The 15,652-nt window shown below is 49.1% G+C and carries 13 protein-coding genes; 3 read left to right on the forward strand and 10 right to left on the reverse strand.

Annotated features, from left to right (window positions below):
- Positions 1 to 34 precede the first annotated feature (34 nt).
- Complete coding sequence (locus Q7C19_RS10490) at positions 35 to 1,183, reverse strand: AI-2E family transporter (RefSeq protein WP_375092102.1); 1,149 nt, start codon at positions 1,181 to 1,183, stop codon at positions 35 to 37.
- Between the two features lie 259 nt (positions 1,184 to 1,442).
- On the opposite strand from Q7C19_RS10490, the gene Q7C19_RS10495 reads away from it, so the two are divergent.
- Together Q7C19_RS10495 and Q7C19_RS10500 are read left to right on the forward strand one after the other, a co-directional pair.
- Positions 1,443 to 3,983 carry an ATP-binding protein gene (locus tag Q7C19_RS10495; protein WP_375092103.1) on the forward strand — a complete coding sequence of 847 codons (2,541 nt, stop codon included), beginning with the start codon at positions 1,443 to 1,445 and terminating at the stop codon, positions 3,981 to 3,983.
- Between the two features lie 99 nt (positions 3,984 to 4,082).
- Positions 4,083 to 4,931, forward strand: a complete 849-nt coding sequence (locus Q7C19_RS10500; protein WP_375092104.1) for an NAD(P)-dependent oxidoreductase — start codon at positions 4,083 to 4,085, stop codon at positions 4,929 to 4,931.
- A 50-nt stretch (positions 4,932 to 4,981) separates the two neighbouring features.
- On the opposite strand, the gene Q7C19_RS10505 is transcribed toward Q7C19_RS10500, so the two are convergent.
- The 3 genes from Q7C19_RS10505 to Q7C19_RS10515 form a co-directional block, all read right to left on the reverse strand.
- Complete coding sequence (locus tag Q7C19_RS10505; protein ID WP_035410604.1) at positions 4,982 to 5,764, reverse strand: flagellar hook-basal body protein; 783 nt, start codon at positions 5,762 to 5,764, stop codon at positions 4,982 to 4,984.
- A gap of 12 nt (positions 5,765 to 5,776) precedes the next feature.
- Positions 5,777 to 6,574, reverse strand: a complete 798-nt coding sequence (locus tag Q7C19_RS10510; RefSeq protein ID WP_375092105.1) for a flagellar hook-basal body protein — start codon at positions 6,572 to 6,574, stop codon at positions 5,777 to 5,779.
- A gap of 270 nt (positions 6,575 to 6,844) precedes the next feature.
- Positions 6,845 to 8,044 carry a multidrug efflux MFS transporter gene (locus Q7C19_RS10515; RefSeq protein ID WP_368914422.1) on the reverse strand — a complete coding sequence of 400 codons (1,200 nt, stop codon included), beginning with the start codon at positions 8,042 to 8,044 and terminating at the stop codon, positions 6,845 to 6,847.
- A 180-nt stretch (positions 8,045 to 8,224) separates the two neighbouring features.
- On the opposite strand from Q7C19_RS10515, the gene Q7C19_RS10520 reads away from it, so the two are divergent.
- The gene (locus tag Q7C19_RS10520) at positions 8,225 to 9,094 is read left to right on the forward strand and encodes a hypothetical protein (protein WP_375092106.1); all 870 of its coding nucleotides are present in this window, start codon (positions 8,225 to 8,227) and stop codon (positions 9,092 to 9,094) included.
- Between the two features lie 474 nt (positions 9,095 to 9,568).
- Here the strand turns inward: Q7C19_RS10520 and mreB are convergent, their stop codons facing one another.
- The 6 genes from mreB to atpG all read right to left on the reverse strand — a co-directional run bounded on the left by mreB (position 9,569) and on the right by atpG (position 15,619).
- Positions 9,569 to 10,549 (reverse strand): rod shape-determining protein MreB, encoded by a 981-nt coding sequence (gene mreB, locus Q7C19_RS10525; RefSeq protein ID WP_035410615.1) that lies wholly within the window; start codon positions 10,547 to 10,549, stop codon positions 9,569 to 9,571.
- 216 nt (positions 10,550 to 10,765) lie between these two features.
- A complete protein-coding gene (gene murA, locus Q7C19_RS10530) occupies positions 10,766 to 12,070 on the reverse strand; it encodes a UDP-N-acetylglucosamine 1-carboxyvinyltransferase (RefSeq protein ID WP_290752951.1) in 1,305 nt (434 codons plus the stop codon).
- Positions 12,071 to 12,321: 251 nt separating this feature from the next.
- Entirely contained in the window at positions 12,322 to 12,540 is a 219-nt protein-coding gene (locus Q7C19_RS10535) for a DUF1146 domain-containing protein (protein WP_231925663.1), read from the reverse strand.
- Between the two features lie 332 nt (positions 12,541 to 12,872).
- A complete protein-coding gene (locus Q7C19_RS10540) occupies positions 12,873 to 13,286 on the reverse strand; it encodes a F0F1 ATP synthase subunit epsilon (protein WP_023469493.1) in 414 nt (137 codons plus the stop codon).
- Between the two features lie 26 nt (positions 13,287 to 13,312).
- Positions 13,313 to 14,731, reverse strand: coding sequence for a F0F1 ATP synthase subunit beta (gene atpD / locus Q7C19_RS10545; RefSeq protein WP_023469494.1), 1,419 nt, complete (start codon positions 14,729 to 14,731; stop codon positions 13,313 to 13,315).
- 36 nt (positions 14,732 to 14,767) lie between these two features.
- On the reverse strand, positions 14,768 to 15,619 hold the full coding sequence (gene atpG / locus Q7C19_RS10550; protein WP_035410620.1) for an ATP synthase F1 subunit gamma: 852 nt from the start codon (positions 15,617 to 15,619) through the stop codon (positions 14,768 to 14,770).
- Positions 15,620 to 15,652 lie beyond the last annotated feature (33 nt).

Raw genomic sequence — 15,652 nt, forward strand, 5'->3', positions numbered from 1 at the left:
TCAGTATGACGCACTTTTACATGAATTTCAAAACTCAATCGCGCTCCGTGATGATCGTATCGAACGTCTTTTCTTCCTCCGTAATGACCATCTTCTTCTGCGATCGGAGGTGATAGAGACGACGGATGTTTAGAATGACGACCTTCATGACAGCGTAGAACGGTACACCGAGCAAGACTCCGAAGAAACCGGCGATGTTCCCCGCGACAAGCAAGACGATGATGATTGTCAACGGGTGGACATCGAGTGTCTTCCCTTGTACAAGTGGTGACATGATGTGCGAATCGATCTGTTGCGCGACCGTCATGACGATGATTGCATAAATCGCAAGGATCGGATCCTGGATGAACCCAACGATCAATGCCGGAATGACACCGAGAACCGGACCGAGAAACGGAATGATATTCGTCAGTGTCGCAAATAAGGCGAGTAACAACGCATAATCGATTCCGATGATGAGATATCCGATATAGGCGATGATCCCGACACCAATACTGACGATGACTTGCCCGCGGATGTAGCTCATGATCGTCACGTGGACGTCCCCGAGGATTTTTTGCGTTTCCTTATGATACTCATACGGCATCAGCTTAACGAGATTGCCTTTAAGCTTATCACCGTCAAGCAGCATATAGATCAACATGATTGGAATGATGATGATCGTCACGACCGCTGTCGTCAGGACACTGACGAACCCACCGACACCCGTACCGATGTTCTTCAGGAACGTCGATGCGTATTCCGAGATGTTCCCTGAGAACTTATTGAACAAGTTATCTGGTCCTGATAGGAAGCGTGAAAAGGCTGCACTGTTTTCGAGTTGATCCCGGACGTCAATCAATTGGCGCTGGAACTGTGTCGCGAGCGTCGGTATCGAATTGACGAACTGCGTGACCTGCTCCGACAACATCGGACCAAAGATGAAGCCGAGTGTCGTTAAAATACCGATTAAACCGACGAGCACGATTAAGACAGCAGGTCGCCGCTTCATCTTTTTCTCGAGCAACTCGACGATTGGCAACAGGACATAGTAGAGAATCCCAGCGATTGCAAGGGGTGGTACGACCATTTGAAGCAGAATTGCGATCGGTCGGAACAGGAACGTAACATGATCGCCAATCCAGACGATGATGAGCAATGTCATGACCCACCATGCGAATCGATACCATTTATTTTCAAACATTTTTTGCATCTGACCACTTCCCTACTTAAAATGATGAAGTTCAATATCTTCTATGGTTTTTCCTTAAAACATTGCTTCTTAATCCTTATTCTTAAAAAATGTATCATTTAATATCAATTAACAAATATATGATATATTTGTTTTAGTGGTTTTTGCAGATTCAAATTTGCCGAGACCTTTAAAACTACGTAAGATGAATATATTCGGCATTTAAGCAATCTTTTTCATACATGTAAAACAGAATACGGAGGATACCCCAGTGAAATGGATTAATCGTACCATCGGTCGTCAATTGATGTTCGCCTTCTATATGGTGTTCGTCGCTCTTAGCATCACGTCTGCGATCGTCTATTTCTATACGGAACAGAAGATCGATCAAGCCAATGCAACATTTGATGATTTACGTGAACGGCGGACGAATGCGAATGCACTCGCTAACGAATGGACCGTCGCGCAAAGTAACGTCAAATCTTACTTATTGACTGGTTCACAGGAAACACTTGATCAGGTGAAGACGAATCAGCAGGAAATCAATCGTCTGACGACGTGGTTCGAAAAGTATGCAATTTATGAGCAAGGGAAAGAATATGCGACAGCGACTCGTCGCATTTATGACGATTATTTCGGCACATCTCTTCCACTTCTCAACGAATACGTCGAAGGAAAAAAGGACGGGAAGATCAATGAAGACTTTGTGACTCCTGACACGCTCGCTGCTCTTTCCAACGGGAAAGACTTGTTCACCAAAAATGGGACGTTACGTGGATCGGTCAGCTTATCAGAAGCAGACGTCGACATGACACGGATTGATACGTTGCTTTCAGATTATCTGACGTTGATCGAAAAGAAGGAAGTGGACGCGAAAAACGATCTTTTAAGTGAGATGCGTGTCGCGCAGTTCATCTGGCTGTCGAATCTCGTCGTCTTGATTCTCGTCCTCTTATCTCTCGTTCGCCCATTCATCAGCCGCGTCACGAAACAGGTCAATACGCTATCCCACGACAGTGCTCTACTTGCATCAGGGGAAGACATCCAAGCAATTCCGTTACCGAAACGTAAGGACGAATTGCATACGCTAACGGCATCGTTCAATCAGATGGCGGCTTCGATCGCGGACAATAAAGTCCATATGCTCGCGAAGAACGAAGAACTCCAAGCGCAACAGGAAGAACTCGTCGCGCAGCAAGAAGAATTGCAAGCGCAACAGGAAGAACTCGAGGAAGCACTTGATATCACGCTTCGGAGTGAACAACATCTCAAGTATCGTAACGAACTGACTGAGACGCTTGCTTCTCGTGAGACGTTGACGGCTTATCCGGAAATCATCGAGAAACTCGTCTCGATCACGCATTCTGAAATCGGTGCCCTCTTGTTCCTCGATCAACAGGAAGTCCGCTCGACGATCGATTACGGGATGACAGAAGAGATGGTCGGTCGTCTCGTCTCTGATGATCAGTCACTCCTGCACCGGGCACGTCTTCTGAAGCGTCCTGTGCACTCATCGAAACAGGTAGCGCACGAAAGCCCGCTTCCGTACCCGTACTATATGTATGAAGTCGCGGTTCCGGTCCTTGATCCGTCAAAAGAGCATATGATCGCCTGCATCTATCTCGTTCGTTATCGTGATGCCTTCACGACGGAGCAGATGAGCGACATCTTGTCGTTCTCGCATCAATTGTCGCTCTCCCTCCTACGGATGGGGATCTATGAGGAAATGATCCGCGAGAAGAACAAGACGACGCAACTGTTGAACTCGATTCGGGAAGCTGTCGTCTACATCGAACATGAGACGGATGAGTTGCTCGTCAACGAACCCCTCATGACGTTGTTTCCGGAAGTCCCGACAACGTTCGAAGACGAAGAACGCTCTGCCTTCGAACAAGCGATGCAGGCACTCGCTGACATCATTGACGAACCGGCAGCGTTCGAACGTTACATTGAACAGATCGTCGAACTCGATTTACCGAAAGACAGCTTGATCGTCTCGATCCGCAAGCATAGTACTTACATCCAGATCTACGCTGAGAAAATCGAGGTCGATGGCCTGTGGGTCGGTACGATGCTCGTTCTCCGCGACGTGACGAAAGAAACGGAAGCCGAGCGGATGAAGGAAGAGTTCGTCTCGACCGTCTCGCATGAGTTACGGACACCGCTCTCTTCGATCTATGGCTTCACGGAGCTGATGCTCAACAAACGGTTCGAGGAGGAACGGCAACGGAAGTACCTCCAAACGATCCACTCCGAGACCGGTCGCCTGACGACACTCGTCAACGACTTCCTCGACGTCCAGCGCATGGAGTCGAGTGAACACCGGTATGAGATGACGACGTTTGATGTCATCGAACTTGCTCAGGACTTGATCGAGTTCTATGATGTCTCGCATGAGACGCATACGATTGATTTTGAGGCCCGTGGACCGATCATGATTGACGGGGATGCGGAAAAGATGAAACAGTTGCTGAACAACCTGCTCAGCAACGCTGTCAAGTACTCGCCGAGCGGTGGTACAGTCTTGATACGGATTACAAATGAACTTGGTTTCGCTCAAATCCGTATCCAAGATGAAGGCATCGGGATTCCGCAAGATGCCCTTCCAAAATTGTTCGATAAGTTCTATCGTGTCGATAACTCCGAGACACGCAAAATTGGCGGAACCGGTCTTGGTCTGTCGATCTGTAAGGAGATCGTCAAGCACCACAACGGAACGATTGATGTCGAATCTGTCGTTGGTGTCGGATCGACCTTTACGATTCGTTTCCCGATCGCCGTCATCTCGACCATCCTCACGTATGAAGATTAATCACGCGACCGTTCACATCATGTGGACGGTCTTTTTTTCGTTAGATTTGGCGAAGCGCGGGGTATAGTCAAAAGCGCATCATGATAAGGAGGAATCGACATGCAACTCGGATGGATTGGCTTAGGACATATGGGTGTACCGATGGCAAAACGTTTAATTGATGGCGGTCATGATTTGCTCGTCTATAATCGGACGTATGAAAAGACTGCTCCGTTGACAGAATTAGGAGCAACAGCTGTCAAAGAAATACAGGACGTGGTACGTCAGAGCGACATTCTCTTCGTCATGTTAGCGGACGGACCTGCCGTCGCGTCCGTTCTCGAAAGTATCCAAGAGAACCTTACAGGTAAGACAATCGTTAACTTAAGTACAATCTCCCCAGAAGAAACGAAGGAGATGGTTCGTCTCGTCGAAAAGAATGACGGCACGTATCTGGAATCGCCTGTCTCGGGCTCCGTTCCGGTCGCAGAAAACGGTCAGCTCGTCCTGCTTGCCGGTGGTGACGCGAACGTCGTCGCGACTTGTCAGCCGTATCTTGACCTACTTGGTAAGGAAACGATTCATTTTGGACCACATGGCTCAGGCAGTGCGGCGAAACTCGCCATCAATTTATTGCTCGCTGTCGTCGGTCAAGGGGTCGCGGAGACATTACTGCTCGGAGAAGGTGCCGGGCTCGAAAAAGAGAAGCTGATCCAGATGATCAGTGCTTCCGGGATGAACACTCCCCTCTTCAGCGGTAAACGTGACATGTACCGGAAGAACGACTTCCCGTCTGCTTTCCCGCTCCGACTGATGGCAAAGGATCTTGGACTGATTACGGCAGAAGCGAGACGCCAACAGCTTGAGCTACCCCTTGCGCAAGCAACGGACGCTAGCTACACTGATGCGAAACCCACTTACGGCGACGCGGACATGGCTGCGATCTATCTTGCGTTACAGGAAAAATAATGAAAAGGGTGATACCTCTCTTGTGAGAAGCATCACCCTTTTGTGATGTTTTATTTCAGTGACGTGACGATCCCCATCATCTGATCACTCGTCATCAACGCTTTCGAGTTAAACTGATACGCCCGCTGGAGTTGCGTCAAGTTCGTCATCTCAAGCGCCATATCGACGTTCGATGTCTCAAGCCGACCGACCGTCAACGGATTCCCTGTCGCATTCTGGTATTGTCCAGTTGCTGTGAACAAGCCACCCCCGACTTCCGTCAGCTCTCCGTAGTTCGGGATGTCCGCGACACCCACTCGAGCGAGGACACGACGATCCCCGTTTAAGATGCCGGTGATGTTGCCGTCCTTGTTCAGTTCAATCTCGGTCGCGTTCGCCGGTAAGACGATTGGATCATTCGCCTGGTTGATGACGGAGCGCCCGGCATCGTCCGTCAACAGAACTTGTCCGTTCGCTTGCGGCGACAACTGGAAGTTTCCGTCCCGCGTAAACTTCGTCACGCCATCCGTATCGATGACACCGAAGAAATGGTGCGGGTTTCCAAGTGCCGCATCGAGTTTTCGATCCGTCGTCCGGAATGTTCCGACGCCAAAACGTGTCGCTTCGTTCGCGACATAACCACCAACGCCGAGTCGAAGACCCTCTGGCGTCGTCAAGGGACCTGGTGTGAAGCCTGTCGCTTGGTTATTGATGTTACGGACGAGCAGTTCATTGAACTGAGCATCCCGCCGTTTATAGCCGTTCGTATCCACATTGGCAAGGTTTTGCCCGGTCGTATCAAGCTGTTTTTGCAGTTGTCCCATCGTACTTGCGGATGTATAGATTGATTGCATCATATCCTCCTATTAGCGAACGCGTCCGATTTCGGAAACAGCTTTTTCTGCTGTCCGGTCGTACGCTTGAATGACTTTTTGATTGGCTTCGAACTGACGTAGACCAGCATTCATCTCCGCCATCGTCTGTTCGATCTCGACATTTCCGAGTTCGAGTACACCTTGATCGACTCGAACGTTTCCGGCATTCAATGGATTGGTTGACCGGAATAGACCATTTCCTGTCCGTTCGAGCGTCTCCGGTTGATCCGTTACGACGAGACCAAGGTTTCCGATCGCTTGACCATTTCCATCCGTGACGGCTCCGTCCGCGTCGACTTTGAAGTCCTCATTGACGACGTCGAGTGGTTGCCCGTTCGTATCAAGAACGAGATCATTTTCTGTCGTCCGGAGTAACCCGTCTTGTCCGACGGCAAACTGTCCGTTCGTCGTATAAAGCGTCTCTTCCTCTTCTGTCAACGGATCCCGGTGACGAATCGTGAAGAGCGGTGCTCCTTCAAGTGAACTGATTTGTAGATCGGTCGCATTGCCTGTCTCCGTGATCGAACCTTGCGTGAAGTTCGGGGTCGCTGCCTGCATGAAGACACCGGTCGCGAGTTTCCCGACCGTCGCGACTCCTCGCACACCCGTCCGTTCATTGTTTGCTGTCTGCTGGATCAGCATCTCTGGAAACGTCCGGAGTGACGCTTGATCAGCGCGGAAGCCCGGCGTCCGCGCATTCGCCAAGTTGTTACTGAGCATTTCCTGTTGACGTTGTAATGCCTGCATCGCATTCGACGCCGTGTACATTCCTCGTAGCATGCGTTCCATCTCCTCATTGACTTCATGTTCAATTCTTTCCTTTCAGTATATCGGTCGACCGAAGAGGAATTATGAGCTTTTTTGAACAAAACGGTAATATCCAGCAGAGATGCATCGAAAGACCTACCTCAATTACATAATTCGCTTTTCCATAGTTTACATATTGAAAATTTACAAATTTTGTTATACTTTAGATAATAATTTAAAGATACTTAAGGTCAATCCTATGAAAAAAAGCTTCCGTTCCCTAAACACAGTCTAGGAAATGGAAGCTTCTCATTAGTTATTCGGATTTTTCTTTAAAACAGCCGTTTGTGTTCGCTCTAGCACCGCATTCGTGATGACGATCAAGCCAGTAAAGAGGAACAGCGCTTCAAAACCAAAGTGACCGGCAATCTGTCCACCTGCGAGTGGTCCGAGGAAGTTCCCCATGAACTGCGCAGACTGGTTATACCCAAAGATCCGTCCCGATGCATTCGCTGGCGTATTCTTCCGTAACAAGGTTTGGACAGATGGCAGCAGTGCTGCTGTCGCAAAACCGATCCCCATCCGTAAGACGATCAATTGACTTGTATCCGTGACGAATGCTTGCGGAATCAAGAAAGCTGCAAAGACGAGTAACGCAAAGAATAAGACACGCTCAGCGCCAATCTTATCGGATAGACGACCGAGTCGTTGCGCCGCAATCAAGGCTGCAATCCCAGGTGCTGACGCGACAATACCGGATAGTAACGCAAGACGTTCTGTACCGGGACTGAGTTCCCGAACATACAGCGACAGAATCGGACTAATCGATTGTGCCGCGAACTGAATCAGGAACGTCGTCAAGAAAAGGCTTAAAATGAGTTCCGGATGGCGAAGTGACTGGATGATTTCTTTCGCAGACGCCATCTTTTTGACTTCCAGTGGGACGAATTCTTCTTTGACGAAGAAGTAGGTCACGAGGAAGGTAATGAAGAGCGGAACGCTCGTAAAGAGAAAAACGGGTCGAAGCCCAACAACGTCGGCGAGGAATCCTCCAATGAGAGGTCCTAGCAATCCACCGGCAATCCCACCAGTCGACAGGGTGCCGAGCGCCCAGCCACTTTTCTCTTTTGGGGTTTGGGAAGCAACCATTGTAATCCCGGCTGAGATGAATCCGGATACGGCTCCCATGACAAGACGTAGGAATACGAGTTGATACACGTCTTGAACGAAACTGATTAAGAACATGACGATCGACATACCAAGACTTGCTCGGAGTAGCATGAGCTTACGCCCTTTTCGATCGGCAAGACGTCCCCAAATGGGTGAGACGATCGCAGCGACGAGGAAGGTTGCACCAAAGGCGATACCAGACCAGGTCGTAATATCTTGTCGGCTGTCGACACCGAGTTCTTCAATGAATAAAGGCAAAAACGGTAAAACGAGACTGAGGGCGGCAGCGGTCAAAAAACTACCGAACCAGACGACTACTAAATTTCTTTTCCACAATGGCATTGTGGCATCACTTCCTTTTATTTGACAACTCGTTTCAATACAACAACTTTTAATATACACTTCACATTGTGAAATGTCTAGGATTTGAACTGTCAAAGTGTAGAACAGGACCTTTGATGCATATAAGTGAATGCGCAACGACCGATAGTAAGGTAATCCACACGAAGGAGTGAAATTGAAATGAAACGCTTTTTGATTGGCGTAGTCTGCCTGTCGTTGCTTCAATTCGGACTACCGCTCAAGAGTTCAGCTGCCGTTTCCGTCACTCGTCACACGGTCATCTGGTCCATCCCAGAAGCCAACTCCATTTCAACGAAGATCAATCAGCTGGCAAACAGACAGATGAAACGTGTCTATCTGCATGTCGCTGTCGAGGGTGACCGTACTCTCTACCGAACATTCGTTGAAAAAGCGCATGCTGTCGGAATCGAAGTCTACTTTCTGTTCGGACAGCCGCGCTGGATCACAAACGAAGGAACGACAGCTCGACCGAACGTCGAGGATCCGTTAGCCTGGATCTCGACCTATCAGCAGGAGACGATCAGTCATCCGGACGGCATCAGTGTCGATCTCGAACCGTACGCCTTACCGGAATGGGAGACGGACCAGCCAGGAGTCATCGCCTCCTACGAACGCATCTTACTCGCCTTCCGCGAAAAAGCATCCGCTGAAGGATTACCGCTGCAACTGTTCCTCCCGTTCTGGTTCCATACCGTACAGGATGCAGGTGGGCGTTCCATCAGCGAATGGGCGATGGATCTCGCTGACGAAGTCACATTGATGAGTTACCGGACCGTTTACGGTGGCGGCAACGGACTTGGCGCCATCACGATGACGGATGCATTGTATGCGGCGAGTAACGGATATCGTTTATCGTATGCTATCGAATTCACGGAGCTTCCGGAAACACCAGACATTACGTTCTACGGCAAAACACGGACGCAGCTAAATCAGCTCGTCAATCAGACGATGGCAAGTTCGTTGCCACCAAGTGCCATTGTCTATCATGATTTTGAAGCCTACCAGGCTTTCATGCGTAGTACGCAATAAGTCATCTTTATGCCCCTTTTCTTTTCATCCGCTTTCCTCAGGCGAGACACAAGCCAGTCTTCACTGTTCGTATAACAGTGAACCTGGGTCTTGTTTGTCTCTGACAGCGCAAAAATTTGCGCTTTTTCCTGTAGGAGTCGGATGAAGCACAAGGAGGCACATAATCATTTAGTACCATGACATTATGGACTAAGCATTATGTTTAAAACAAGGGGAGTCCAGTTTCCGATACGTACTTCGGAAACCGGACTCCCTATTGGTTTGATTCATATCGAACGAACTTGTCCATTCTCGACTCCTGCAGGAAAAGAAAGTACAAGCAGCACTTTCGTCAGGGATAGGTAAGACCCGACAACTCGCATGAAATGCGCGCTGTCGCGGCTTACCTCCCGCCTGTGGAAAGCGAGAAGGACAAGACGGTCGTTATAGGAATGAATTTTTACGAAAAATCATATCCTTTACGCTGACACGCTCTTACTTCCCAAGATTGTCGAGCATGATCCCTGTACCGCGTGCGACACATAACATCGGATCTTCTGCAATCAGAACCGGTAGGCCGAGTTCTTTTGCAAGTAACTGGTCGATTCCGTCAAGAAGTGCGCCCCCACCCGTCAGGATGATGCCACGGTCGATGATGTCCGCTGCAAGCTCTGGTGGTGTCTTCTCGAGCACACGCTTCGTTGCTTCGACGATCTCCATTGCTGCTTCTGCAAGTGCCTCATGCATCTCTTCTGATGTCACCGTGATGTTGTGCGGTAAGCCCGTCACGAGATTGCGTCCACGAATATCCATCTGTTCCCGACGTCCGTCTTCTGAGACCGTCGCGACCGTCGTCTTGACGGCTTGCGCTGTCCGTTCCCCGATGATCAACTTATGCGTATCCTTGATCGAGCGGATGATGTCGTGATCAAACCGGTCACCTGCGACTTTGATCGTTTCACCACAAACGATATCACCCATTGAAAGTACGGCAACATCCGTCGTTCCGCCACCGATATCAATGACCATGTGCCCTGCTGGCATCCAAATGTCCATACCGGCACCGACTGCTGCGACCTTCGGCTCGACTTCGAGGAAGACCGTCTTCGCGCCTGATTTTTCACCAGCTTGGCGAATCGCTTTTGCTTCGACTGTTGTGATGCTTGCTGGTGTACAAATCAACATGCGGACTCCACCGAACATCTTACGGACCTCAATCTTATCGATGAAATGGCGTAGCATCGCTTCTGTCATTTCGAAATCAGCAATGACGCCGTCTTGAAGCGGTCGAATGGCCACAATGTTTCCCGGTGTCCGGCCCACCATCAAGTGTGCTTCTGTCCCTACCGCATGAATCTTGCCTGTCGCCTTATCGATCGCGACGACCGATGGCTCATCGAGGACAATGCCTCTACCTTTTACATGAATGACGACATTCGCCGTCCCTAAGTCGATTCCGATATCTCTTGAAAACATCTCGTGTGCTCTCCTTTACCCACTGGCTATTCTTCCAAAATATAGAACGTCGTTTGGACGTCTAACCCATTTATGTATACATACCTTTCAATTCTAGCATATGCCCCATCGTGAAACGACTTTCTTTTTCGGCTTTTCTGATTTCATTGTCATCTTTTTAAAAAGACGACAAAAAGAGCATCCTCCGAAAACGAGAGAATGCTCTTGAATGAGTGCTTAAAGTTTTGTTGCAGCTGTTTCTTCAACGACTGCCGCTTCTTCTGTCACACGTTCTACGTCTGCACCAAGTGCTTGTAACTTCAAGTGGAAGTCGACGTATCCACGGTCGATGTGGTGAAGTGCGCCAACGCGCGTTTCGCCTTCAGCGATCAATCCTGCTGTGACGAGTGCCGCACCTGAGCGAAGGTCTGTTGAAAGCACTTCTGCACCTTGTAATTGAACGCCACCATTGATGATCGATGAACGACCTTCGATTTTAATGTCAGCGTTCATGCGACGGAATTCTTCGACGTGCATGAAGCGGTTCTCGAAAACAGTTTCCGTGATGACCGATGTGCCACCTGCTTTGAGAACAAGCGCCATCATTTGTGCTTGAACGTCTGTCGGGAAACCTGGGTGTGGCATCGTCTTGACGTCGACTGCTTCGAGTTTCGCTGGACCGACGACACGGAGACCTTCTTCTGTATCCGTGATCTTAACGCCCATCTCTTCCATCTTCGAGATGAGTGGACGAAGGTGTTCGCGCTCAGCACCGATGACTTCGACGTCACCTTCCGTGATTGCTGCTGCGATCATGAACGTACCTGCTTCAATCCGGTCCGGAATGACGTAGTGTGTCGCACCGTGTAACTTCTCGACGCCTTCGATGCGGATCGTTTCTGTACCTGCACCGCGGACTTTTGCGCCCATTGCGTTCAAGAAGTTCGCAAGATCAACGATTTCTGGTTCTTTTGCGACGTTCTCAATAACTGTCGTTCCTTCTGCGAGTGTCGCAGCCATCATGATGTTTTCTGTCGCACCGACTGATGGGAAGTCGAGGTAGATTTTCGCACCTTTGAGACGACCGTCAACATGTGCCTCAACGAATCCATTTCCGATGATCGTCTTCGCACCCATCGCTTCGAAACCTTTTAAGTGAAGATCGATTGGACGTGAACCAATCGCACAGCCACCTGGCATCGCAACACGTGCGCGACCGAGACGTGCAAGTAATGGACCCATGACGAGGATCGAAGCCCGCATCTTACGGACGTATTCGAGCGGCGCTTCATCTTTAAGATTCGGTTCGGCATTGACCGTCACCGTGTTTGCTTCAGCGTCGAACTCGACTTCCGCATTCAAGTTGCGTAAGACGTTATTGATTGTATAGACGTCTGCTAGACGTGGTACGTTTTGAAGAACCGATTGGCCCTCTGATGCAAGCAATGTCGCGACGAGTGTTTTTAAGACCGCGTTCTTTGCACCTTCTACTTTGACTGTTCCAGCTAATTTACGTCCGCCACGGACAACGATTTTTTCCATTCTCCCTACTCCTCTGCTTCGTTTCTGTTCTAGTATGTTCAATTCGTGATTGGTGAGGATCATAGTTGGAATTCAACGAATGTTAGAAAAGAAACTTCCCTATAGTTGATCTCTTACTCCAAAGCCAATACGACGTTTCGATTGTAATGTTAGATGATTGCTAAATGACTGTGTTCCTTCATTGAAAGAGCAGTGTCCTGTTCCATGTTAAAACAAATTACCATTTCAGGGTTTACAATGCAGTTACAAGTTCACCCAATTAAAAACTGAAGACGCTGTGCAAAACCGGCATAATCCAATAAAAAGCGAGCGACGATCGATCCAAGTGCAATGGCTAGAATCGTTCGCAAGGCTACCGCATGCGGTCCTTTAGGATGTTGCAGGATTTTCTCCCATTTGACTGGTAATAAGGACCACCAAGCGAGTAGAATCGCTACGATGTAGACCAGCATACTAACTAACGCACTCACACCAATAGATGTCACTTTCGTTGCACCTCTTCTTCATAGTTTCTCCAACTTTACTATGATTTCATAAAATGAATGATTGCGCAAACAAAAAAGAACACGCTGAATTAATTTTAGCGTATAAAATATATTTATTGAAGATAAATTTAGTCTTCCAAAGAAAAAATGTTGAAGAAATTGTGAAGACGAGGCATATAATGTACTTTTACATTTTTACGGCGTTTTAAACCTGTATCGTTCTCCCTCTTGCGAAAACGTTTGTCTTTAGAAAAATCATTGACGTATCGTACAAAAAAAGACCCGATTCCGCAAAGGAATTCGGGTCTTTGGTCGAATCAATCGCGACCGTAGTCTTTCAAGCTGAGACGGTTAACTGCTCGTTTCAGTGAAAGTTCAGCACGCTTGAATTCGAGTTCTGATAATTTCGTGTCCTGGAGACGACGTTCTGCACGAACCTTCGCAGCTGCAGCACGGTCATAGTCGACCTTGTCTGCTTGCTCCGCAGTTTCCGCAAGAACCGTTACAGTATCCTGGCGCACTTCCATAAAGCCACCGCTGATAGCGATCAACGTGCGTCCGCCATCTTCGTGGCGCAACTTCAAGATGCTGATATCGAGTGGTGTCACGAGTGGGACGTGGTGCGGGAGAACCCCGATCTCACCAGAAATCGTCTTCGCAACGACCATACGGATATCGCCATCATACACTTCGCCATCCGGGGTGACGATATTGACATGAAGTGTGTTCATCTCAAGTCCCCCTTATGCTTTGTCACTTAGACAAGCGCCTTCGCTTTTTCAATCGCATCTTCGATCGGACCGACGAGACGGAATGCTTCTTCCGTTAGATCATCGTGTTTACCTTCGAGGATTTCTTTGAAGCCGCGGATCGTGTCCTTAACTGGGACGTACGATCCTTTTTGTCCTGTGAACTGCTCAGCTACGTGGAAGTTCTGCGACAAGAAGAACTGGATACGACGCGCACGGTGTACAGTCAATTTGTCGTCTTCTGACAACTCGTCCATACCGAGGATCGCGATGATATCTTGAAGTTCTTTATAACGCTGAAGTGTTTCCTGAACTTGGCGTGCAACACCGTAGTGCTCTTCGCCGACGATTTCCGGTGAAAGGGCGCGTGATGTCGATGCAAGTGGATCCACGGCAGGATAGATCCCCATCTCAGAGAGACGGCGCTCAAGGTTCGTCGTTGCATCTAAGTGAGCAAACGTCGTTGCAGGAGCCGGGTCAGTATAGTCATCGGCTGGTACATAAACCGCTTGGATCGATGTAACCGAACCTTTGTTTGTTGATGTGATTCGCTCTTGGAGCATACCCATCTCTGTTGCGAGTGTCGGCTGGTAACCAACGGCAGATGGCATACGACCGAGAAGGGCCGATACCTCAGAACCCGCTTGTGTGTAACGGAAGATGTTATCAACGAAGAGAAGAACGTCTTGTCCTTGCTCATCACGGAAGTATTCTGCCATCGTCAAACCAGTCAAGGCAACACGGAGACGTGCACCCGGTGGTTCGTTCATCTGACCGAAGACCATCGCTGTTTGTTTGATAACGCCTGAATCCGTCATCTCGTGGAACAAGTCATTTCCTTCACGCGTCCGCTCACCAACACCTGCGAATACCGAGATACCGCTGTGCTCTTGCGCGATGTTGTTGATCAATTCCTGGATGAGGACGGTCTTACCTACACCGGCACCACCGAAGAGACCGATCTTACCACCCTTGATGTAAGGAGCGAGCAAGTCGACGACTTTGATTCCAGTCTCGAGGATTTCAACTTTCGTTGAAAGGTTATCGAAAGTCGGTGCTTTTTTGTGGATTGGAAGACGTTCCACGTCAGCAGCGATTTCTTTTTCATCAATTGGGTTACCGAGTACGTTGAAGACGCGACCAAGTGTCGCTTCTCCGACGGGTACCGAGATTGGAGCATTCGTATCGAGTACTTCCATTCCACGGCGTACTCCATCCGTAGAGTCCATCGCAATGGTACGGACGACGTCGTCACCAAGGTGCAGGGCGACCTCAAGCGTCAAGTCGATAGCCACTTCTTCTACAGTTTGCGGCGTATATTGAATACGAAGCGCGTTGTAGATGTTCGGTAAGTGTCCTTCGAACTTAACGTCGATGACAGGTCCCATGACCGCGACGACGCGGCCTTTTAAACCGAGTTCGTTCATCGTGTTTCCTCCTACCTATCGTTACGCCAGTCGGGATTACTGCTGCGCAGCAGCCCCACTGACGATCTCTGTGATTTCTTGCGTGATCGCAGCTTGTCGAGCTCGGTTGTAGACGAGAGTCAATCGACCGATCAAGTCATCTGCGTTATCTGTCGCACTTTGCATTGCTGTCATACGTGACGCATGTTCTGCTACTTTCGCGTCAAGAAGCGCACCGAAGATCAAGCTCTCCGCATAACGCGGGAGGAGTTCCGCAAGGATTTGTTCCTCGCTTGGCTCGTACTCATAAGTCGTCGAAGATGAAGCTTCGATTTCTCCGAGTGGGAGAAGAGTTTCGACTTTCACTTCCTGGCTGATGACAGATAAGAAGTGGTTATAGCACAGCTTGAGCTCGTCGATTTCGCCGACCGTGAACGCACTCACTGTGCGCTTCACGATTTCAGCGACGTCGACATACGAAGGAGAATCGTTCAAGCCTGTGATCGCATCCGTGACCGTGATTCCGCGTGAACGGAAGAACTGGACACCGACTTTACCGACCACGAAGAGAACGTAACTGTCCGTAGTATGCTTTTCTTTGATTTCCCGGTAGACTTCACGCAGCACGTTGGCGTTATATGCACCAGCTAAGCCGCGATCCGATGTGATGACGATATATCCTGTCTTTTTGACGGGACGTTTCTCGAGCATCGGATGGCTCGCACCTGTCGTGCCATTCGCAATGGTTCCGAGTACCTCTTGCATTTTCAGCATGTAAGGTTGGAACTTCGCGCTATGTGCTTGAGCGCGGTTCAGTTTCGACGCCGAAACCATGTTCATCGCTTTCGTGATCTGTTTCGTACTTTTCGTCGAGTTGATCCGCGTTTGTATCTCGCGCAACGATGCCATTTCGATTCACCACCTTGTTAGTATCAAGAGCGT

The organism is Exiguobacterium sp. PHA03 (genome assembly GCF_041945985.1).
GTDB lineage: Bacteria > Bacillota > Bacilli > Exiguobacteriales > Exiguobacteriaceae > Exiguobacterium_A.